At 55.8% G+C, this 20,151-nt stretch carries 19 protein-coding genes; 13 read left to right on the plus strand and 6 right to left on the minus strand.

Translation table 11 applies throughout. From position 1 onward, the window contains the following. Window positions 1-377: 377 nt before the first annotated feature. The 4 genes from FEE96_RS18450 (at window position 378) to FEE96_RS18465 (ending at window position 3,520) form a co-directional block, all read left to right on the plus strand. Window positions 378-1,085 (plus strand): DUF484 family protein, encoded by a 708-nt coding sequence (locus FEE96_RS18450; RefSeq protein ID WP_138164602.1) that lies wholly within the window; start codon window positions 378-380, stop codon window positions 1,083-1,085. Continuing rightward, window positions 1,082-2,002, plus strand: coding sequence for a tyrosine recombinase XerC (locus tag FEE96_RS18455; protein WP_138164603.1), 921 nt, complete (start codon window positions 1,082-1,084; stop codon window positions 2,000-2,002). Before FEE96_RS18450 ends, FEE96_RS18455 begins: the two co-directional genes overlap by 4 nt. 101 nt (window positions 2,003-2,103) lie before the next feature. Next, window positions 2,104-2,691, plus strand: a complete 588-nt coding sequence (locus tag FEE96_RS18460) for a cytochrome P460 family protein (RefSeq protein WP_138164604.1) — start codon at window positions 2,104-2,106, stop codon at window positions 2,689-2,691. A gap of 121 nt (window positions 2,692-2,812) precedes the next feature. After that, complete coding sequence (locus FEE96_RS18465) at window positions 2,813-3,520, plus strand: CDP-alcohol phosphatidyltransferase family protein (RefSeq protein WP_138164605.1); 708 nt, start codon at window positions 2,813-2,815, stop codon at window positions 3,518-3,520. A 6-nt stretch (window positions 3,521-3,526) separates the two neighbouring features. Here the strand turns inward: FEE96_RS18465 and FEE96_RS18470 are convergent, their stop codons facing one another. Both FEE96_RS18470 and FEE96_RS18475 read right to left on the minus strand, forming a co-directional pair. Continuing rightward, the gene (locus FEE96_RS18470; RefSeq protein WP_138164606.1) at window positions 3,527-4,363 is read right to left on the minus strand and encodes an EamA family transporter; all 837 of its coding nucleotides are present in this window, start codon (window positions 4,361-4,363) and stop codon (window positions 3,527-3,529) included. A gap of 7 nt (window positions 4,364-4,370) precedes the next feature. Continuing rightward, window positions 4,371-4,823 (minus strand): methylated-DNA--[protein]-cysteine S-methyltransferase, encoded by a 453-nt coding sequence (locus tag FEE96_RS18475; protein ID WP_138164607.1) that lies wholly within the window; start codon window positions 4,821-4,823, stop codon window positions 4,371-4,373. Window positions 4,824-5,020: 197 nt separating this feature from the next. Between FEE96_RS18475 and FEE96_RS18480 the strand changes: the two genes are divergently transcribed. Then, entirely contained in the window at window positions 5,021-5,452 is a 432-nt protein-coding gene (locus tag FEE96_RS18480; protein ID WP_138164608.1) for a hypothetical protein, read from the plus strand. A 229-nt stretch (window positions 5,453-5,681) separates the two neighbouring features. Beyond that, window positions 5,682-6,050 carry a hypothetical protein gene (locus tag FEE96_RS18485; RefSeq protein WP_138164609.1) on the plus strand — a complete coding sequence of 123 codons (369 nt, stop codon included), beginning with the start codon at window positions 5,682-5,684 and terminating at the stop codon, window positions 6,048-6,050. 64 nt (window positions 6,051-6,114) lie between these two features. Here FEE96_RS18485 and FEE96_RS18490 read toward each other — a convergent pair whose 3' ends face one another. After that, window positions 6,115-7,071 carry a P1 family peptidase gene (locus FEE96_RS18490; protein WP_138164610.1) on the minus strand — a complete coding sequence of 319 codons (957 nt, stop codon included), beginning with the start codon at window positions 7,069-7,071 and terminating at the stop codon, window positions 6,115-6,117. Next, window positions 7,071-9,977: an isoleucine--tRNA ligase gene (ileS, locus tag FEE96_RS18495; RefSeq protein WP_138164611.1), complete on the minus strand. Its 2,907-nt coding sequence runs from the start codon at window positions 9,975-9,977 to the stop codon at window positions 7,071-7,073. The genes FEE96_RS18490 and ileS overlap by 1 nt, the downstream gene beginning before the upstream one ends. A gap of 352 nt (window positions 9,978-10,329) precedes the next feature. Here ileS and FEE96_RS18500 point away from each other — a divergent pair, with 352 nt between their 5' ends. After that, complete coding sequence (locus FEE96_RS18500) at window positions 10,330-10,815, plus strand: hypothetical protein (protein WP_138164612.1); 486 nt, start codon at window positions 10,330-10,332, stop codon at window positions 10,813-10,815. Between the two features lie 47 nt (window positions 10,816-10,862). On the opposite strand, the gene FEE96_RS18505 is transcribed toward FEE96_RS18500, so the two are convergent. Beyond that, window positions 10,863-11,363: an Lrp/AsnC family transcriptional regulator gene (locus FEE96_RS18505; protein ID WP_138164613.1), complete on the minus strand. Its 501-nt coding sequence runs from the start codon at window positions 11,361-11,363 to the stop codon at window positions 10,863-10,865. 213 nt (window positions 11,364-11,576) lie between these two features. On the opposite strand from FEE96_RS18505, the gene trxB reads away from it, so the two are divergent. From trxB to FEE96_RS18535, 6 genes are all read left to right on the plus strand, one after another. Continuing rightward, window positions 11,577-12,521: a thioredoxin-disulfide reductase gene (gene trxB / locus FEE96_RS18510; protein ID WP_138164614.1), complete on the plus strand. Its 945-nt coding sequence runs from the start codon at window positions 11,577-11,579 to the stop codon at window positions 12,519-12,521. Continuing rightward, the gene (locus FEE96_RS18515; RefSeq protein ID WP_138164615.1) at window positions 12,521-13,024 is read left to right on the plus strand and encodes an RES family NAD+ phosphorylase; all 504 of its coding nucleotides are present in this window, start codon (window positions 12,521-12,523) and stop codon (window positions 13,022-13,024) included. Before trxB ends, FEE96_RS18515 begins: the two co-directional genes overlap by 1 nt. A gap of 61 nt (window positions 13,025-13,085) precedes the next feature. Then, window positions 13,086-14,777 carry an adenylate/guanylate cyclase domain-containing protein gene (locus tag FEE96_RS18520; protein ID WP_138164616.1) on the plus strand — a complete coding sequence of 564 codons (1,692 nt, stop codon included), beginning with the start codon at window positions 13,086-13,088 and terminating at the stop codon, window positions 14,775-14,777. A 295-nt stretch (window positions 14,778-15,072) separates the two neighbouring features. Further along, window positions 15,073-16,788, plus strand: coding sequence for a bifunctional sulfate adenylyltransferase/adenylylsulfate kinase (locus tag FEE96_RS18525; RefSeq protein ID WP_138164617.1), 1,716 nt, complete (start codon window positions 15,073-15,075; stop codon window positions 16,786-16,788). Between the two features lie 378 nt (window positions 16,789-17,166). Next, a complete protein-coding gene (locus tag FEE96_RS18530) occupies window positions 17,167-18,291 on the plus strand; it encodes a glycosyltransferase family 10 domain-containing protein (protein ID WP_138164618.1) in 1,125 nt (374 codons plus the stop codon). A gap of 55 nt (window positions 18,292-18,346) precedes the next feature. After that, a complete protein-coding gene (locus FEE96_RS18535) occupies window positions 18,347-19,219 on the plus strand; it encodes a glycosyltransferase family 10 domain-containing protein (protein ID WP_138164619.1) in 873 nt (290 codons plus the stop codon). A gap of 21 nt (window positions 19,220-19,240) precedes the next feature. Here FEE96_RS18535 and FEE96_RS18540 read toward each other — a convergent pair whose 3' ends face one another. Continuing rightward, window positions 19,241-20,125, minus strand: coding sequence for a PhzF family phenazine biosynthesis protein (locus FEE96_RS18540; RefSeq protein ID WP_138164620.1), 885 nt, complete (start codon window positions 20,123-20,125; stop codon window positions 19,241-19,243). Window positions 20,126-20,151: the final 26 nt, after the last annotated feature.

The raw sequence follows: 20,151 nt of genomic DNA on the forward strand, positions 1-20,151 counted from the left end.
GCAGTGCATTTGGACAGATGCCTATGGATCGGGTGATTGGCGGGTAAAATTCTCACGCGACTTTGTAAAGTTCCAAGGCCTGTGGTTTGGGAGTGTTGGGCAGATAGAAGAATTCGGCAATAAAGGTGGCATGCGGTGGAATGGCGTCCGAAAGCAGTCGCTTTCTTCATCAAGTACCGGCGCGTAGGTGTTTTCTAGATACGAGATAGAAGACTCGGCCCCCGCTTTTGATACACGCCGGATCAATTCAAGCTTAGTCGCCATTTGAGAGCATGTTACGCCCCGCACTGCGCAAAAAACTGCCCCTGCATAAAAAATCCCCACTTTTCATTAAAACCCGTGTTATACCGTGCGCCAAACCCAGCAGAGGTCAAAGAATGAGCAGCAGTCCCGTCCTAGAAGAATCCCTACGCAAAGCAATTGTCGACAAGCCCGATGCAGTGCTTGAAGATCAAACCGTGATGAACGCGCTGGTTTCGGCCAATGAACGTTCCATGGGGGCCAATATCGTCGATCTGCGTGGCATTGCCATGGACCGGATGGAGGCACGTCTGGACCGCCTGGAAGACACTCACCGGTCAGTGATTGCGGCAGCTTATGACAATCTGGCGGGCACCAATCAAATTCACCGCGCTGTGCTGCGGCTGATGGATCCCACAAATTTTGAAGACTTCCTCCAAAACCTGCGGGGCGAACTGTCCGAGATCATGCGGCTTGATGCTATCACTCTGGTCCTGGAATCGGCCCAGAACGATCAGACCAACGCCGTAGAGCGCATGGGTGAGGTTCTGAATATTGTCGAACCTGGCTTTATTGATGACTACATCAGCCAGGGTCGCGGCGGCATGGTCCGCCCTGTCACTCTGCGTCAAATGCAGGGTGGGATGCCGCAGCTTTATGGCGACAAGGCTGACTGGGTCCGTTCCGAGGCCTGCCTGAAGCTGGACTTTGGTGACGGGCGCCTGCCCGGCCTGCTGGTTATGGGCGCCGAAGACCCTCATCAGTTCACCCCGCAGCATGGCACTGAACTGCTCACCTTTTTTGGCGGCGTGTTTGAGCGATCGATGCGTCACTGGCTGTCGTGAGCCTGATCTCGCCAGCTTGTCGTGATGCGTTGCAGAACTGGCTGGCCAGCAAAAAGGCGCTGAATGGTGCCGCTGAAAATACCCTGACCGCGTATAATGGTGACGTGAGCGAGTTCCTGTCGTTCATGACATTGCATTTTGGTACGCCTCAGGGGTTGGGCGCTCTACAGTCGATCTCTACCGCCGACATGCGCGCCTGGATGGCAGAGACGCGCAACAGTGGCACTGGCGCCCGCTCGCTGGCCCGCAAGCTGTCAGCCGTCAAAAGTTTCTACCGCTGGCTGGCAGAACGTGAAGGGTTTGAACCCACTGCCGTTTTGATGGCCCGCACCCCCAAGTTTCAAAAGAAACTGCCGCGTCCGCTGGCCGCTGATGCTGCCAAGGCTGTACTGGATACAGTTGAATTTCAGTCAGGCTCAGACTGGGTCGCCGCCCGTGATGTGGCTGTGGTTACCCTGCTTTATGGATGTGGGTTGCGGATTTCCGAGGCGCTGGGATTGCAAGGTAAAGACGCCCCGATTGCAACGGTAATGAGAATAGTCGGTAAGGGCGGCAAGGAACGCATCGTTCCTGTGATCGACGCCGCCCGCACTGCAGTTGACCGTTACTTGGCCTTGTGTCCGCACCCACATGAGGCGAATGGACCACTATTTCGTGGGGTGCGCGGTGGCGCACTGAACCCCCGCATTATTCAGGGTGTCATGGCCAAGACCCGTGCCCAATTGGGGCTACCTGCCACGGCCACCCCACATGCCTTGCGCCACAGCTTTGCCACCCATCTGCTGGAGGCCGGCGGCGACCTGCGATCTATCCAAGAATTGTTGGGACACGCGTCACTGTCCACAACTCAGGCCTATACAGCCGTTGATAGCGCACACCTGATGGACGTTTACAACCGCAGCCACCCCAAGGCCTGATGCGTCACGGGCTTGTGTAGCATCGTGCACAGCAAGGCCGCCAAAAACCTGTAATTTTGTTCTGCCTATCTGGTGAGAGCAAAACAACAGGAGCCAACACTATGACCCATGTCTTGAAATTTGCGACTGTATTGTCAGCCATGATATTCTCTGGCGCTGCCGCGCAGGCACAGGATTGCCCCGTTTCAATCACTGAACCGTTTGATCTGGAGGCCGCTGACATTGCCAGCATCTATGACTGCATCGGCGATAAAATGCCCGAAGGATACAGCAAAGGCGGCGATATGGTGGCCAAAGACTACCGCAATTGGACCGTCACCGGCACCCGGCATGGCGTGGCTGGAGCCCATGGTAACCGGTTGCTGATGACCTATGCCAACGACATTGCTGCCGAACAATATCTGAAGTTTGCCGAAGATGGTGTCGTGATGCCGGTTGGATCAATATTGGCCAAGGAAAGCATCAAGATCAACAAGAAGAAACAGGCCGCTGTGGTGGGGCCTTTGTTTATCATGACCAAACTGGAAGCCGGCGCCGCCGCTGAGACCAATGACTGGTTGTACGGTGGGATCCAGCCCAATGGGAAACCCATGAAGTTCCGCCAAGCATTCTGTCACGACTGCCATAGCAGCTGGGAAGATCAGGATTTTCTGGCTTATCCACTGGAAGAGGTACGGGTCGGCAACTGACGCTTTCAGCTGCGACAACACCTGGCAAGGTAGCAGGATCCAAGTCTACGCACTGATGGAAATTCGCCGATCTGACAGCTGGCCTCTTGCAGGCCGTGGGGAAATTCGCCATCACATGTAAATGACTCCACAGATCCGCGCCCTTAGTGTCCATCTTTTCACCGCCACTGGCGCCGTTCTGGCGATGCTGGCGATGTTGGCAGCTGTTGAACAGGAATGGAGCCTGATGTTCCTGTGGCTTGTGGTGGCTTTTGCCGTCGACGGTGTTGACGGCCCCCTCGCCCGCCATTTCGATGTTAAAACCTATGCGCCTGAATTTGACGGCGTGTTGCTGGATCTGATCATCGATTATCTGACCTATGTGTTCATTCCTGCCTTTGCCCTGTTTAATTCGGGTTTGATGGCTGGCTGGACAGGCTGGTTTGCGATCATTGTCATCACATTTGCCAGCGCGATGTATTTTGCCGACACCCGGATGAAGACCAAAGACAATTCGTTTGCCGGTTTTCCTGGCTGCTGGAACATGCTGGTCTTGGTGATCTTTGCGCTACAGCCCAGCCACTGGACCAGCCTCGCACTGGTCACCCTGCTATCTGTCGGCATGTTTGTTCCACTGAAATTCATCCACCCCGTCCGCACCGAACGCTGGCGCTGGGTCTCGCTGCCCGTGGCACTGGCCTGGACCTTCTTTGCTGGATGGGCTGCATGGGTCGATTTTCACCCGCAAAGCTGGGCGCATTGGGGATTGGTTGTGACATCCCTGTACCTGCTGTTTGTCGGCATTGTTCAGCAGATTATCCCTGCTCGGTCCAAGTCCAGCGCAAGCTGAAGCTCGCTAGATCCGCGTCAACACCACACCGCCAACGATCAATACGGTGGCTGCTGCTTTGGCGCGGTCAAACTTCTCGCGAAACACCACCACACCAATGAGCACGGCAAACAGGATCGATGTCTCGCGCAGTGCTGTCACCAGTGCAATTGGGGCCTGTGTCATCGCCCAAACAGCGATCCAATAGGCCCCCAGCGACGCCCCGCCTGCCATGCAGCCGCGCAGCCAGACCCGACGTCGCGCCGACAGCACAGACGGACCGCGCCGCCACAGCGCCCATGAGCCAAAAATCACCCCATCGATCAGGAACATCCAGGCGACAAAAACAGTGGCGTCGCCAGCCGCGCGGGCGCCCAGCCCATCAATCAGGGAATAGCAGGCCGTCATCAGAGCTGATGCAAAAGCAAATCGCAGCATATGCTGGCTTTCGCCATTGCTGAACACACCGCGCGCCATCGCGATGATCCCGCAGCCGAGCGCCGCAATTCCCACGTACTCAAGCACAGACAACTGATCGGACAGGAAAAACACCCCTACGAGTGCCACCAACATGGGCGCCAACCCGCGGGCAATTGGATAGACCCGGCTTAGATCACCGTGTTCATACGCTGAAGTCAGAAAGAACTTGTACAGCGAATGCACCAAGCCCGAGGCCAGCAACCACAGCCAGACCTGCCCCTGTGGCATCGGCAGCACGAGGGCCATCAGCAGCCCCATCGCCCCTTGCGAGGTCGACAGGATGAACATCGCCTGAAACTTGTCGCCGCCCGTTTTGACCAGCGCATTCCATCCCGCATGCAAAAAGGCCGCAAACATTACGGCCAGAAATATTGTCGCGCTCATGCGGCCCTCAAATCAGCAGCCCGGCTGCGCCTTCGTGTTTCAGCAATGTGACCTTGGTCTCGACACCACCAGCACCAGAGAACCCGCCCAATCCGTTTGCCCCCAGAACACGGTGACATGGGATGATCACCGGGATTGGGTTGGCCCCACAGGCATTACCTACCGGCTGCGCAGAGCCACCCAGGTCACGCGCAATATCGCCATATGTCAGGGTCTCACCAAAGGGGATGGCCGACATGGCATCGCAAACGGCACGCTGGAAATCAGAGCCCTGCACATAAAGCGGCAGATCGAAAAGCTGCAATTCCCCTGCAAAATAGGCCTGCAGTTGATCCAGCGCCGCATCCAGCAGCGCAGTTCTGGCAGTGCCTTCGCTGGACCAGCTCAGGCGTACAATCGCGCCGTCCTGCTCTTCAAGTGAGAGCAATCCGACGGGTGTATGAAGGGAAGCAATGGGCATAAGGCGCACCCTCATTCATTCCTACCGCCAGCGCAAGAGGCGACAGATCTTAACACCTTCATCAATGAAATCAGCCGACGGATAGCAAACAAAAGGTACCCGGATCGCCTGCGCGTTAACCTTTACTAAAATTTGCGCCCCAGTTTTCCTAAAATTCAAGTAAACCTTAGGAAGGATTTAAACGAAGAGCGAAGCAAATGATCTCAGCAGTCTCCGGCAGCATCAACGTCTACAAGCCCGTTCAGCGGACCGTTAAGTCCGCGATGGTCCAGGCCGACGCGATTGCCTCGTTGGAGACCAACAAAGAGATCATCCGCACCTCCATCGCTGCCAAGACTGTTGAAGATCAGCGCCAAAAGTACCTGCAGACCGAATATGTAGGCCCAGCGCGTGAAGCCGCCCGTCAGGCCGCGCTTGGTGGTGCACAGGCGCAGCTGTTGTTGACACCACACGTTGGACCCGCCCGCGCCGAGGCCCGTCTGACTGCTCTGGGCAAAGCGCCAAACGGTGCCGCGGTCCTGCAGTCCGATGCTCAAGACCTTCGGTCGGGTTGTTATGCAGGTCCAAAACCTGTCAGCGTGATTCAAGCGGATCAGCAATACCGCTTGGCACTTGGCGTGCTATCGTAAGTTCCGCTGCACGGATTGGCGGCCCAAATGCCCGGTCCGCTAAAGTTTTAGGCGATATATGGTTTCTCCCGGAGGAAATTCCCTCAGCCCTTTCAGCCCTTTGTTCATCTAAGATAAATTCTAATCAGTCTGGGCAGGCTCCGACCGTCCTCGTCATCCATTTTCTAGTAGTTTCACCGTAATTTGGTGACAGCACACATTTGCCATCACTCTACGTTGGAGAAACTCTATGAACTCGGTCTCATCAGTTGGCGGCCTTAGCAACGCGCTTAACTCTACAACCAACAGTAAACAACCTGGCCCCCCAGATCATGCCAAAGCCTGGGGTTGGCGGGCTAAACAAGCTGCCGCTGCCGAGGAAACACAGACCGCGCAAACGGCCACGGTCACCGACGCAACAGCGACAACCGAAACGCCGGACGCTGTGACACCCGCGACTGCAATGGACGAGACATCGCAGGATGCGGCGGCAACCCTGCCTCCGCCAGACGAGGCGGACATGGGATCGGTCATTGCCGGTCTGATTGCAGGATCATCCGAGACAACCACAGTTGACGCCAGCGCCGAATACAACGTCGTTCAGACCCTGCTCGGCTAAGACAAGGGGCAACCCAACACCTTGGGTTGCTTTTCTCATCACCTCACGGCCGTCAAAAGACAGTTCACAACTTGAGAGATCGGATCAGGTTTGGACGATCTTTTAACGCGTCGTAGCCTTGCATGTCTCTTGCCGCTAAAAGCGCGTTTAAGATGGCCTCTTCCGTGGCTTCGATCACCGCTTCGAACAGCGGCGAACACTGGTCGTTGGGCATGGCGCCAGACGCGCTGGTGAAGGCCAAAGCATAATCACCGGATCCATTTGACAGGCTGGAGCCAATGCGCGCCAGTCCCGCAAAGCTGCGCGTTGCCAGACGGGTTAGATTGCGCGCACAAAGCGGTGCATCGGTGGCTATGACGATGACGATGGACCCATCAGCATCTGCTTCGGATGTTTCATGGAGATCTTGCCCATTGACCCGCAGTGTGCCGCCAAAATTGGACTGCACCAACACCCCTAGGGTATGCCCCTCTACCTGACGCGACGCGGTGCCAATTCCGCCCTTCAGACCAAACGAGATAGTCCCTGTGCCAGCCCCAACTGCGCCCTCTGCGACGGGACCTTTGGATGCTGTGTTTAGCGCCACGCGCATTTCTTCAATCGATGGGCGTGCAGCACGAATGTCATTGAGCCGCCCGTCATTGGTTTCGCCAACCACGGCATTGATAGAGGTCACCAGTTTGTTTTCGGGATGTGCCAGAGTATGCTGCACCAGCGCCTCTACTGCCCGCCCGGTGGCAAGCGTATTGGTCAGCAGGATTGGGGTTTCCAGCTCACCCAGCTCTTGCACCTGGGTGGCGCCAGCAAATTTACCAAACCCGTTGAGCACCGACAGACCTGCCCGTGGTCGGTTGGTAAATACATTGTCAGAATGAGGCAGGATCGCAGTGGCACCTGTGCGGGTCCGCTCCCCTTCGATCAGAGTGACATGGCCGACTTTAACACCGGCCACATCAGAAATGGCGTTTAAGGGACCGGGCGCAAAGCGCCCGATCTTGATGCCATGTTCACGGGCGCGCATTAGCCCAGCGCATCATTACAGCGTCCACAGACATCCGGGTGCGCATGATGGCCTACGTCTGGCAGGATCTTCCAGCACCGTTGGCATTTGTCGCCTTCTGCCTTCTCGAACACCACCGAGATCCCGTCATATTCGGGCATACGGAAGGCTTCGGCCGGGGCCGGATCACCCGTCAGAACAACACCAGAGGTGATGAACAGATCATCCAGTGGCACGGTGCGCAGGATCGCAACGACCTCGGGATCTTCGACATGCACCACTGGCGCGGCCTCAAGGCTGGAACCGATCACCTTATCCTGACGCTGCAACTCCAGCGCCGCCGTGGTCACCCGGCGCACGCGGCGGACTTTGGCCAGGTTCTCGGCCAGTGGCTCGTCCAGCCAATCGGCAGGTGTATGTGGGAAGTCCGTCAGGTGGATCGATGCATCCTCTTCCGAATACCGCTCTAGCCAGACCTCTTCCATGGTGAACACCAGGATTGGTGCCAGCCATGCAGTGATACGGTGGAATAGCATATCCAGCACGGTCCGCGCCGAACGCGCTGCCAGTGTGTCGCCATCGCAGTACAGCGCATCCTTACGCACATCAAAGTAGAAGCTGGACAGGTCTACAGTGGCAAAGTTGAACACGGCAGAGAATACACCCTGGAAATCAAACGCCTGATAGCCACTGCGCACTTCGTGATCCAATTCGGCCATGCGGTGCAGAACCCAGCGCTCCAGACGCGGCATGTCTTCTGGCTCAACCTTTTGTGCTTCATCAAACCCATCAAGACTGCCGAGCATGAACCGCATGGTGTTGCGCAGGCGGCGATAGCTGTCGGCCACACCTTTCAGGATTTCCGGGCCGATCCGCTGATCTGCCGTGTAATCGGTTTGGGCCACCCAGAGACGCAGGATATCCGCACCATATTGCTGGATGATCTTCTCCGGCACGATGGTGTTGCCCAGCGATTTGGACATCTTGTTGCCCTTGGCATCCAGAGTGAAGCCGTGGGTTACAACATTGCGATAGGGCGCACGACCAGTTGTTCCGCAGGCCTGCAACAGCGAGGAATGGAACCAGCCGCGGTGCTGGTCGGTGCCTTCCATATAGACATCTGCAATGCCATCCTTGGTACCATCTTCGCGGTCACGCAGCACAAAGGCATGAGTCGAACCGGAATCGAACCAAACGTCGAGCACGTCGAACACCTGTTCATAGTCGTCCGGGTTGGCGGCATCCCCGATGAACCGCTCTTTGGCGCCATCCATGTACCAGGCATCCGCGCCTTCGGCCTCAAAGGCCTCGACAATACGGGCGTTGATGGCAGCGTCTCGCAGCAGGAAGTCCGGATCCGTTGGCAGCAAGCCTTTTTTGACAAAGCAAGTCAGCGGCACGCCCCAGGCGCGTTGGCGGGACAACACCCAATCAGGGCGGCTTTCGATCATCGAGAACAAGCGGTTGCGGCCCTTTTGCGGGGTCCATTTGACCAGTTCGTCGATCGAGGTCAGCGCCCGGTCCCGGATGGTTTTACCATACTGGTCCTGGCCGTCACCGATTTCACGATCCACCGAGGCAAACCACTGTGGTGTGTTGCGGAACACAATCGGTGCCTTGGAGCGCCAGGAATGCGGATAGCTGTGAGTGATACGACCACGGGCAATGATGCCGCCTGCCTCGACCAGCTTGGCGATGACGGCGTTGTTGGCCTTGCCCTCTTTGCCTTTGCGGTCAAAGATCTGCAGCCCGGCAAAGAACGGTACATGCGGCAGGAACTCAGATTCTTCACCCACGTTATGGGTCATCCGGTCCAGCCAGTTGCGCGCCATGAAACATTCATAGTCGTCCGCGCCGTGGCTGGGCGCGGTGTGCACAAAGCCTGTACCCGCATCATCGGTAACATGATCACCGTCGATCATCGGCACATCATAGTCCCAATAACCGTTGGCTTCATCCAAGCCCGCAAAGGGGTGGTTCAGGATCAGCCCGTCAAACTCAGATGGTTCAACATCGCGGACCTTATTATAGGCCGTGACCCGCGAACGGTTCATCGTATCTGCGACCAGTGCATTGGCAAACAGATACAGCTCACCCGGCTTGGTCCAGCTTTCTTCCTCGGTCGACTCAACGCGGTACAGACCGTAAGCGACCTTGTTGTTATAGGCGACGGCTTTGTTGCTGGGGATCGTCCACGGTGTTGTGGTCCAGATCACCACACGGGCCTCAGCCAGATCACCACTCGCGTTCTGGAAGCCAAACGGCACCCAGATGGTGTGGCTTTTGTGATCGTGGTATTCGATCTCAGCTTCGGCCAGCGCGGTTTTTTCCACTGGCGACCACATCACAGGCTTGGAGCCCTGATACAGAGTGCCGTTCATCAGGAACTTCTGGAATTCACCGGCAATCACCGCTTCGGCGTGATAGGCCATGGTCAGATATGGGTCTTCCCAGTTCCCAGCAATGCCCATGCGCTTGAACTCTTCGCGCTGGATATCCACCCAGCCCTCGGCAAACTTGCGGCATTCTTGGCGGAAGTCGACGACATCTACATCGTCTTTGTTCTTGCCTTTTTGGCGATACTTTTCTTCGATCTTCCACTCAATGGGCAGACCGTGACAATCCCAACCCGGCACATAGCGCGCGTCAAAACCCATCATCTGGTGGCTGCGCACGATCATGTCTTTGATGGTTTTGTTCAGCGCGTGACCGATGTGCAAATGCCCATTGGCATAGGGAGGACCGTCATGCAGCGTAAAGGGCTCGCGACCCTCTTTCTCGCGCAGGCGATCATAAACGCCAATTTTTTCCCAGCGTTCCAGCCATTGAGGCTCGCGCTTGGGCAGACCTGCGCGCATTGGGAAGTCGGTTTTGGGCAGGTTCAGCGTGGATTTATAGTCGGGTGTTTCGGGCGTGTCGGCGCACATGGGGGCGTCCTTTGGATGGTCTGTTCGTGAATATCAATTGCGGTCGGTGTGACGGATCAAACACCTTGGCCCGGCGTCTCATGGTTCAGAGAGCCGGGGATATAATTCGAATAATGATGGCCGCACGGTGGGTCATAGGCGCGTTATAGGCTGAGGTGGTCCAAGGGTAAAGCGCAGAAGCTTGTTAAGAGGTAATCGCCGGACCAACTGGAATTTCTTTGGCAGGTCCTGTTGAAGGGCAATTTACACGTTCTTAGATGCTGGGTGCGGCCAACCCGAAACCGGATCGGTATCCCGATGGTTTTCGCCAACTGAAGCAGTACAGCCAAAACGGCCACCCGAAAGAAAAAGAATGAAACTCAAGACACTCGCCCCCCTTGTCACTGCTGCGCTTGTTGCAGCCAACCTGGCCGTCGGCTCGTCCGCTCAGGCAGGACGCTGGGCTGAAGAGACCAGGCTTGATGGTTTGAGCCATCGATCAGCAGAACATGTCGTGCTGGAACTGGACCGCAGGAGTCACGACGACCCGAGCGCGATTGCAGTCAGCTGTGTGCGAGGGCAAGAAACACTGGTGATCGATACCCGCGGCTACCAACCTGAAAGATCAACTCTGATCACCATCATGACCGACGGGCGGCCCCATAAAATCCGCGCACGAACGTCGGGTAAAACCAGCTCGCTTTATGCTGATCCTAACCGGGATCTGCTGAGGGATCTGGCCAAAGCCGACGACATCGTGATTGGGTTCAAAGACCGGCGCGGGAAAATGAGAACCGCCAAAAGCGAAAACACCCGACGGGGTGTTCTGTTGACGCTGTTCACAGCGGATTGCAGATGATCACTTGGGGAGACTCTCTGCGCCTTCCCAGCCACCCAATTTATCAGCTAGGCCTCTTTGGCCAGTCGCTCTTCCAACACCTCAAACGGCACACCAGGTTCATCCTTAGCACCGCGGATCACCAGTGAGGTCTTAACCGAGGCCACATTTGGCGTGCTCAGCAAATCCCCTGTCAGAAAGCTCTGGAAAGTGCTCAGATCCGGGGACACGCATTTCAAAATGAAATCCACTTCACCGTTCAGCATGTGGCACTCGCGCACCAAGGGCCAGCTGCGGCATTTCTCTTCAAAGGCGCTCAGCTCGACTTCGGCCTGACTTTCCAACCCGACCATGGCAAAAACCTGCACTTCGAATCCCAGTTCACGTGCATTTACTTCAGCATGGTAGCCTCGGATAAACCCGGCCTCCTCCAGCGTGCGCACCCGGCGCAGACAGGGTGGCGCAGATATGCCAACCCGTTTGGCCAGCTCCACATTGGTCATGCGCCCATCGGCTTGTAGCTCCGAAAGTATCTTGCGATCAATCGGGTCCAGGCGTGTCGTGACCATGTTAAGCTCTCCATCAGATTTGCGTTTCTTATAGCAGCGCCAGAGATGCGCGCAATTATATTTCACGTTAGCGCAATAATCTTTGCTGACCGGCAATCAGGCCCTATCAGAACAGCAGAGTCACTGCGAGGGGTTTAAGCCGCCCAGCTGGGTCGTTATATGACATCGCAACCGGCGGACCATCCGCCCAGCTGCATATTTGGGGATGCTTTGATGACTGACACGCGCCACACCAAGGTTCTGATCATTGGCTCGGGGCCTGCGGGCTATACGGCCGGCGTCTATGCCAGCCGCGCCATGCTGGAGCCAATTCTGGTTCAAGGGATCGAGCCCGGCGGCCAGCTGACAACCACCACCGAGGTCGAAAACTACCCCGGCTACACCGAAGTGCAGGGCCCGGACCTGATGATCAAGATGCAAGAGCACGCGCAGGCGATGGGCTGCGAGATCATTGGCGATATCATCACTGAACTGGACACCTCCAAGCGCCCCTTCACAGCCAAGAGCGACAGCGGCACCATCTACACCGCTGATGCTGTGATTCTGGCCACTGGTGCACGCGCCAAATGGTTGGGGCTGGAGAGCGAAGAGAAATTCAAGGGCTTTGGCGTTTCCGCCTGTGCCACCTGTGACGGATTCTTTTATCGTGGTCAGGAAATTGTGGTCATTGGTGGCGGCAACACCGCAGTTGAAGAAGCCCTGTTTCTGACCAAGTTTGCCTCTAAGGTCACGCTGGTCCACCGCCGCGACGAGCTGCGGGCTGAGAAGATCCTGATCGACCGGTTGGAAAAGAACGAAAAGATCGTACCGCTGTGGTTCAACACCCTGAAAGAAGTTGTTGGCACCGAGAACCCATTGGGTGTTGAGGGTATTGTCACCGAGAATGTCAAAACCGGCGAACTGACGGAAATTCCTTGCAAAGGTGTGTTTGTTGCCATCGGCCACGCGCCTGCCAGCGAGCTGGTCAAGGACACATTGGAAACCCACTCCGGTGGATATGTGACAACCGAACCCGGCACCACCAAGACCAGTATCCCCGGCATTTTTGCAGCGGGTGATTTGACTGACCATGTGTATCGTCAGGCCGTTACCTCGGCTGGCATGGGGTGTATGGCGGCACTGGACGCTGAAAAGTTCTTGGCGGAGGCCGACGACTAATGAAAACTGTCAGCGGGCTTTTCTACCGGATTGTGTATGAAAAGTTCGCTGATCAGGTTTTGAACGGTGTGATTTCGCCCGAGGGGCGATTTCACCATTCGGGGCAGCCTGCCCTTTATCTTTCCCCATCTGTCGACTCAGCTGGCTATGCGGTCTTCAATTACGTCTCAGACAATGACCCGCCCCGCGTTTCGATCCCCCTACAATTGAACAACGCGAGACTGCTCGACGTTCGTGATCCAGAAACCTGCAAGGATTTGCAGATTTGCCCCAAAGCTGCCGATACGCTCTGGCGACCGCAGCGTGAAGCCGGAGAACCCGCAACCACTTGGCAAGCCAGCGATGCAGTTCGCAGCGCTGGTGCAGACGGAATGATATACGCCGCCCGCACCAACGCCGCACGTTGGCATATCGTTCTCTTTCGCTGGGATCAGGTCACGGGCGCCGCCTTAGCCCCCACTGGGACAGCAACCCCTTGGCTGCCCCCTAACAGCATGACTTGACGGATTTTCTCTCTGCCCGCACAGTTTGGGTCAGATTTGAGCCAACCTGGAGGGCCAGACCTTGAACGACCTGTGGCGCGGCAATTGGGCTACGCGGACCCGGATTGTCACCGGATTAATTCTGTTCACCTTTGCCTTTTTTCACTTTCTCAACCTTGGCCTTGGGTTGTTTTCGGATGAGGCACTGGATTGGGGGCAAGACGCCCGCCTAGCAATAACCCGCAGCGAAATTGGCGAGTTCGTGTTGATGGCGTCACTTCTCATCCATGCTGGGCTGTCGATTTACACACTCGCCCTACGGCGTACATTGCGAATGCCCGCATGGGAGGCAACACAGGTTGTTCTGGGCCTTCTCGTCCCCTTACTGTTGATCAAGCACATCGTCCATACACATGTGGCGCATGATATGTTTGGCGTGAACGATGAGTACGGTTACGTCACCGTTCTGCTTTGGGATACAGTCGATGGCGCCTGGCAGGCGGTTCTCCTGCTGATTGTCTGGGTGCATGGCTGCATGGGACTACACTTTTGGATACGCGCAAAATCCTGGTGGCAGCGGTGGTTTCCCTTCTTGGTTGGCGTCGCCATGTTGGTACCAGCATTTGCCCTGTCTGGATTTATGGTTCAGGGGCGCCGGATGCTCTTGCTGTTTCAAGACGACCAAATCCGCAGTGCATTGATAAGAGACTATCATTGGCCCGATGCCGATGCGTTTGCCACTTTGGTCATGATCGCAGACTACATGCTCTACACGTTCTGGGCCGTTCTGGCACTGGCGGCGGCGTTCTATATGACCCGCAAAGTTCTGAGTTGGCGAAAATCCGTGCGCATCAAATACAGCAACGGACCAGAGGTATCGGCATTTAAAGGTTTAACGCTGCTGGAAATCTCACGAAACAACGGTGTCCCACATACGTCTCTCTGCGGTGGTCGGGGTCGCTGCACCACCTGCCGGGTCATTGTCGAAGATGGCGGTGATCTACTGCACCCCCCGTCTGCCGCAGAAGCCCGCAGTCTGGCGGCGGTCAAGGCTCCGGCCAATGCACGACTTGCCTGTCAGATCAGACCGACACATCCGCTGACCGTGCTGCGGGTGTTTCGCCCGGACGGCAAACGGGGCCGTGCACATGCCAGCCAGGGCGAAGAACGTCGACTGGCGATCCTGTTCCTTGATATGCGCGGCTTTACAGCCCGCACCACCGGGCAACTGCCCTATGATGTTGTGTTTTTGCTGAACCGCTTTTTTGACGCGATCGTGCCCAGCATTGTCCAGTCTGGCGGCACCGTGGACAAATATCTTGGTGATGGGCTGCTGGCGGTGTTTGAAACAGAGGACGAACACTCTTCGGCTCGAACCGCACTAAAAGCCGCTGAAAACATCAGTGCCGAACTGGCCAAGTTCAACCAGACATTGGCCAGCGAAGATGTCCCTCCGGTTGCCATTGGAATGGGATTGCATCTGGGAAATTTGGTATTGGGAGAAATTGGCGCCGCAGGAAATGCACCACGCACCTTGATCGGCGACACCGTGAATGCCACCAGCCGCCTAGAAGGCATGACTAAAGAACTGAAGGTTGAGCTTCTGGTGTCCGAAGTGCTGCTGCATAGCGCGGGCCATGACACCGCAGGATTGAAACTGGAAACTCTGGACCTGCGGGGGGTGTCTGAGCCGCTGTCGGCGCTCGCTGTTTCTTCCGGCACCGAGTTAATGCAGGTTCTGGAAACGGTGCACCGCAGCAAGAGACAAAACTAATGCCATCCCTCCACTACCTCCCTCCAAATCCTTAGGACTAAAATCGCCTCAGTTCGCAAAGGAGACAGTTTTCCCACTTCAAAGCCACCTCACCCCAAACAACGGACCAAAGACCTTCAAAACCGGCCCATCATAGAATTTCGTACCCATTGGTGGCACGGACGCGCCATTCCCTCCCTTTTCGTAAGCTTAGCTCACGTGATGCTAGACTTTATTCATACAGAAGCGTTATGCGCAGCAAATCTGCGGCAAACCGCACCCCAACATTGAACGCAAGTACAGCGAGAAATTTGACATGACGATGCTTAGCAACCTGGCGCCGGTTCCGGAGTTATTTGTTTCTTACGAGTCTGCCCAGAAACTGAAAGTCGAAGCAGGCACGCTAAAAAGCCACGATCTGACCCCGCGCCAGATCTGTGATCTTGAACTCTTGATGAATGGTGGTTTCAACCCGCTCAAAGGCTTCTTGTCGGAAGAGGACTACAACGGCGTGGTGGATAACATGCGCCTGTCGGATGGCCAGCTGTGGCCAATGCCGATCACTCTGGATGTCTCCGAAGACTTTGCCGCCTCTTTGGAAGACGGCGAAGACATTGCGCTGCGCGATCAGGAAGGCGTTATTCTTGCCACCATGACCGTCACCGACAACTGGCAGCCCAATAAGGCCCGCGAGGCCGAAAAGGTGTTTGGCGCTGACGATGATGCACACCCGGCCGTGAACTACCTGCACAATCAGGCAGGCAAGATCTACCTTGGCGGCCCGGTCATCGGCATTCAACAGCCCGTGCATTACGATTTCCGCGCTCGTCGCGACACCCCTAACGAATTGCGCGCCTACTTCCGCAAATTGGGCTGGCGCAAGGTTGTGGCCTTCCAAACCCGCAATCCACTGCACCGCGCCCACCAGGAATTGACCTTCCGCGCCGCCCGCGAAGCCCAGGCAAACCTGTTGATCCACCCGATTGTCGGCATGACCAAGCCGGGCGACGTCGATCACTTTACCCGCGTGCGCTGCTACGAAGCCGTTTTGGACAAATACGCGGCATCGACCACCACCATGAGCCTGCTGAACCTGGCGATGCGGATGGCTGGCCCACGTGAAGCTGTCTGGCACGGCTTGATCCGCGCCAACCACGGTTGCACCCACTTCATCGTAGGCCGCGACCATGCCGGCCCCGGTAAAAACTCGGCAGGTGAAGATTTCTATGGTCCCTATGATGCACAGGATCTGTATCGCGAAAACCAAAGTGAAATTGGCTGTGAAATGGTCGACTTCAAGCACATGGTCTACGTGCAGGAACGTGCCCAGTACGAACCCAACGACACCATTGAAGATCGCGATGATGTCACCATCCTGAACATTTCCGGCACCGAGTTGCGCCGCCGCCTGTCTGAAGGCCTGGAAATTCCCGAGTGGTTCTCCTTCCCTGAAGTTGTCAGCGAGTTGCGCAAGACCAAGCCAGCCCGTTCCAAGCAGGGCTTCACCGTGTTCTTCACCGGTTTCTCCGGGTCGGGGAAATCCACCATCGCCAACGCGCTGATGGTGAAGTTGATGGAAATGGGCGGCCGCCCGGTGACGCTGCTGGACGGTGACATCGTGCGTAAAAATCTGTCGTCGGAACTGGGGTTCAGCAAAGAACACCGCGATTTGAACATCCGTCGTATCGGCTATGTTGCCTCTGAGATCACCAAGAACGGCGGCATCGCAATCTGCGCGCCCATCGCGCCTTATGCCACCACCCGCCGCGCCGTGCGTGAAGACGTTGAAGACTTTGGTGCCTTTGTTGAGGTCCACGTTGCGACCTCACTTGAAGAGTGCGAGCGCCGCGACCGCAAAGGCCTGTACAAGCTGGCCCGGGAAGGCAAAATCAAGGAGTTCACAGGCATTTCGGACCCCTACGATGTTCCAACGGACCCGGAACTGTCAGTCGAAACAGAAAATGTCGAAGTCGACAACTGCGCCCATCAGGTCTTGCTAAAACTGGAAAGCATGGGACTGATCGCAGGCTGACCGGCATCAAATCCAAAGAATGGAAATGATGGCCGGGATACCTGCCTGTTTTTCTCTAAGTTTATACACCCATCGCCAAAGTTTGGCGGTGGGTTTTTTCATGGTCATGTGACGTGATTTTGGTGATTACTATCGCATTGCCCATCGCTCCTAGCTGGTGACGGTATGACTTCTTTGCTTGAAAAGGCATGAAAACCCTTGCCCATCGCAGCAGCGTCAGGAGGGGATAGATTATGCGATTAACAGCGGGGCTTTGCCACCGGCGATCATAACTTGGGATTGGATACTGCTTTTCTAATTGACAGTTTCACGTATTCCGGTTTTCCAAGTTAAATTCCTGTGCCAAAATGGCGTATAATAGCAAACACACGGGTGCCCATGCACAATCAGATAAAAGCTCATGTCTTCACTGATGTGCCGGAAGTAATGTTCCTCAAGCAGGCTCCGGGCCAAAACCCGGTTGTAGGCGATGTCTCCCTGACATTTGGCCTAGATATCCCCGATGACATCGACGTGCTAATTGTGTTCAACCGCGCCTCTTTTTCGGTGGAAACAACACTTCCTAAAGCACGCACAGTGTTTGTTGCTGCTGAACCGGACGTCATACACCCCTATAGTCGCCGTTTTCTCAATCAGTTTGGACTGGTTTTGACCACGACGCCGAAATCATTGAACACAGAGAAATGGCAACGCAGTACCTGCTGGTACTGGTTTGCCGGCGTCAATTTTTCAACCACAGGCGATGCGCCTCCTTTGCGGGACCACGATTGGTTTTCAGCTCTTGAGATGCCCCCAAAGGTCGACAAGATATCAATTGTAACGTCAACCAAATCTCACACTGAATATCACCGAAAACGGTTGCGGTTTGTTGAGACACTGATCGAAAAAATCCCAGAACACTTAGAAATATATGGGCGCGGCTTTCAGTCCATAGACGACAAAGCTGACGCAATGCTTCCCTGTCAGTATCATCTGGCAATCGAAAACGGTGACGGACCGCATTCCTGGACCGAAAAACTGGTGGATCCGTGGCTATGCTGGGCGTTTCCCTTCTATGCGGGCTGTGACAACGTTCAAGACTATTTTCCACGTGATAGTTTTGATTACCTGAATTTGGAGCAGCCGGAGCAAGAAGCTGAACGCATGATCCGCGACATCCAGAACGGTCGTTGGAAAACGGCGTTGCCGACCATAACGCAGGCCCGGCAACGGGTACTGGACCAGCACAATCTTATGATCCTAATTGGGGAACTGGCCACGGCCGCCGCACAGGCGCCATCCCCCGTGCAGTCATCAAAAAACCGTCGCTACATCTGGTCCGAGCGCTCTCTTCTGCCAGAAAAAGGCTGTCGTGGTAGCCTTCCAGAATGGGCCTTTCGAAACGCCATTCTAATGTTCGATCCCAAAGCCGAGTTGAAAACGGTGGCGTTGAGGCGGTGGCGGGACAAGCGCCGGTCTGATCGTCGGGCAGAAAAACTGGCCAAACGAGAAGGTTCTCGATAGGGGCTACTGCACCTGCACCATTGCGTTGGATATTGAACAGAAAGTGAAACTCAGCATGCACGACGAAGAGCCCGCGGTTGGAATCCTATCCCCGGCTGCAAAACTCGGGCTAGTGCCAAGCCGGTACTCACTGGACAATTTGTCCTGGCCTTTAGGGCAACCACAACGATTGCTGGGGAAACAACTCAAAGACCTGGATCGCCGCGATCACCTGCTCTTGCATCCGCGTACTACGTCTTATTACCGGCCTAGTTTTGGCACCCGCGCGCAGGTATCGGTGATGGTTCTTGAACCGCGTATCGTCCACGAACGCCATATTGAAAAGCTCCGGCGGTTTCATTGGCGGTTTCACAAAGTGCTGACAGCTGTCGAAGATGATCTGATCGCTCATATTCCAAATGGCGTGTTTTTCCCGTTTGGCAGTACATGGGTGGAAAACTGTGATGATCTAGATGTAACCAAGACTAAAATGACATCGCTAATTGCTTCGGCAAAACGATCCCAGCCGGGTCATTTGATCCGTCATGAAATTGTAGACTGGGCAAAGGCTAACGCCATGGACTTGGTCGCATTGGGTGGAGGCTACCAACCCTTTGCCCAGAAGCAAGAAGGCTTGGCGCCGTATCGGTTTTCGGTGGTAATCGAGAATTCCAACGAGCCCAATTATTTCACCGAAAAACTGATCGATACTATATTATGTGGCGCAGTACCAATTTACTTGGGTTGCCCCAACATCGATCGGTTTTTTGATACCTCTGGCATGATCATCTGCAAAAATGCAGACGACATTCGCCAAGCCGTTAAAAATACCTCCGAGCAACTCTACCAATCCAAATTACCAGCCCTGCGTGCGATTTACGACAAAGCAACCTATTGGGGAGATCTTGAAGGTCGAGCCGCGCGGGTTCTTTTGAGCGATCACCGCTAGACATCAAGCGCGACGAATGCGCTAGAGACTGCTAGGCAGATCGACCGTACCGCGCATCAGAATAAAACCTCGGCCCGCGACCTTTATACCGCTCATTTTGTCAACTGGCCCAACCCGGGTCACACGCGCCTGGCCGGGGCGACCCAGCCCATGCCCCTGCTCTGCGGTAAAACTGTCGCCAGCCATCAATCCGTTTCGCCACAGATAGGCCGCCATGGCGCCAGTGGCCGAACCGGTAAAGGGATCCTCTGGCGGGCTGGGCGGTGCCATGAGCAAGCGAGAATAGGTATCCCCTTGCGATGTTGCGCCCTGCAGAGTCACCAGAAACGGCTCCATCATGTCGATGTCATCTGCCCCCAACGCCTGCCCAAGCGCAGCCAAAGCGTCCACATTCAGTACAGCAGCCTCCAACGCGGCATGATCTTTGAGCACGGTGATACAAAACGGCAGCCCGGTTGACACTTTCTGCGGTTGACCGACAATGGCATCCACAGGCAATGACACCGCTGCAGCAACCAGTGCCGGATTTGGTTGTGGGCCAAATTCTGGGGCAACCTGGGTCATTTCAATCAGATCGCCCTCTAACCGTACCGGCACCAGACCGGCAGCCGTTTCCAGCACCAGTTCATTGCCATGGATCAGCCCCCGATCCCGCATTGCCGCTACGGTGGCAATTGTTGGATGACCAGCAAAGGAAATTTCACGGCTGGCGAGGAAGTAACGCACCCGGATATCCGCGACATCGGATGGGCCGGTAAAGGTGCATTCCACCAGCGAGGTTTCGCGAACATAGGCAGTGCAGACCGCTTCGGGCAGATGTGCGCCGTCATGGACGACTGCACAGCCATTGCCGCCAAAGGCATGCTCGGAGAACGCATCTACCCAGTCAAAATCAAATCGGCTCATCAGTCTCCGCCCCGCTCAAGCATCTT

This window comes from Parasedimentitalea maritima (assembly GCF_005771405.1).
Taxonomy (GTDB): Bacteria; Pseudomonadota; Alphaproteobacteria; order Rhodobacterales; family Rhodobacteraceae; genus Parasedimentitalea; species Parasedimentitalea maritima.